The following is a 1362-nucleotide window of genomic DNA, read 5'->3' on the forward strand; positions in this document are numbered from 1 at the left end:
AGGTGTCGGAGAAGTCGCTGAAGATGTCCCGCAGTTTGTCGCTGCCCAGCGCGTCGCCGTACTCGTCGGCGGGGTTGCCGTTGTCCTTGAACTCCCGGTGCATGCGGTACAGGGACTTCGAGCATTCCTTGATCACGTCAAGGTCGAGCCGAGTTCTGTCTGCCACCCGTTCAGACTTTCTTCCTCAGGCACCGCCTCGTCCGGGCACGGCTGGACACGGTATGTGCCGCCTCACGCCCGGACAAGGGAGTGACGTCGACATCAGCCCTTGGCGCCCTTGGCCAGCTGCTCGTCCAGGTCCTCGTACGCCTTCTTGGCGTTGGTGAGGAACTTGGACAGGCCCTCCAGGCCCTTCACGGTCTTGGCCGCGCCCTTGGTGAAGTCCTTGATGGACTCGTCGTACGCGCCCGAGGCCTTCTGCGTGGTGAAGCCGTTGGCGACCAGCTCCTCCACACCCTTCTCGATGGCCTTCAACATGTCTTCCATGTCGCCCATCGCCTTGATCAGGTCGGTGGCCTTCTTCTCCATCTCGGCGTAAGTAAGGTCCGTGTCCTTCGCCATGACAACTCTCCCTCCCATCGCCTCAGGGCCTTCCCCCGTGGCGTGACTGACGCGGTCCGCCCGGCCGTTCGTCCACAGGCCGTCCGCATGAGCAAAGATCCTACGGGTGGAGCTGTTGGGACGACAGGGACGCCTGACGGCAGAAACGTGAACCGGTGTACATATCGGCCAGTGAAGCGGCCTCAGCCCGGCGAGGAGTCCGGGTGGCCCGACCCGTGGCCTCCCTATCACCCGCCAGGAACCACCGCAGTTGGCCCCCAGTGCAGCGTCCCCGCCCCTCAGTCCGTTCAGGCCGAGGCGCCTTCCGCCGGGAGCGGAGTGACGCGCATGGTCCGAACCGCTTTGTCGGCCAGTTCGGTGATCTGCTCCGCGAGGGCGATCTTCTCCCAGGTCACCGTGACGACGACGAGACTCTCCATGCCGGGCGGGAAGACGGCGTACTTGACGAACTCGGCCAGCCTGCGGCCGAAGCCGAACATTCGCTTGACCTTGAGCATCGCCTGGATGCGCACGGCGGGGCCCGCGGCCAGCTCGAGGTGAGTGATCCCCGGGGTACCCGTGACCTCCGCGTTTCCCCACCGCAGAAGCAATTGGACGGCTTCTTCCGCGTCGGGACGTGGTACGCCCTCATCTCCGTACGAGTCGACCGTGAGGTTGGCCAGAGCCTCCCCCGCCTCGGAGTAGTACGCCGCCGCGAGTGTGGGCACGTCGTCGTTGAGGTCCACGGCACGTTCGACCATATCGTCGAAGACCGCGCTCTTCTCGATCTCGAGGCCGAGCGGATTGAGCCGGTTCACGACC

General features: G+C 65.0%; 2 protein-coding genes. Both read right to left on the reverse strand.

Annotated features, from left to right (window positions below; all coding sequences use genetic code 11):
- Positions 1 to 261 precede the first annotated feature (261 nt).
- Positions 262 to 561: a WXG100 family type VII secretion target gene (locus ACF088_RS41230; protein ID WP_087807860.1), complete on the reverse strand. Its 300-nt coding sequence runs from the start codon at positions 559 to 561 to the stop codon at positions 262 to 264.
- Between the two features lie 287 nt (positions 562 to 848).
- A partial coding sequence (locus ACF088_RS41235) for a hypothetical protein (RefSeq protein ID WP_392381123.1) occupies positions 849 to 1362 on the reverse strand: 514 nt, incomplete at its 5' end.

Origin of the sequence: Streptomyces sp. NPDC015125, from assembly GCF_043080045.1 — a bacterium.
Lineage (GTDB): Bacteria > Actinomycetota > Actinomycetes > Streptomycetales > Streptomycetaceae > Streptomyces.

Coding starts and splice junctions, on each gene's coding strand:
- ACF088_RS41230 (WP_087807860.1), bottom strand. CDS start 561: ATGGCGAAGGACACGGACCTTACTTACGCCGAGATGGAGAAGAAGGCC.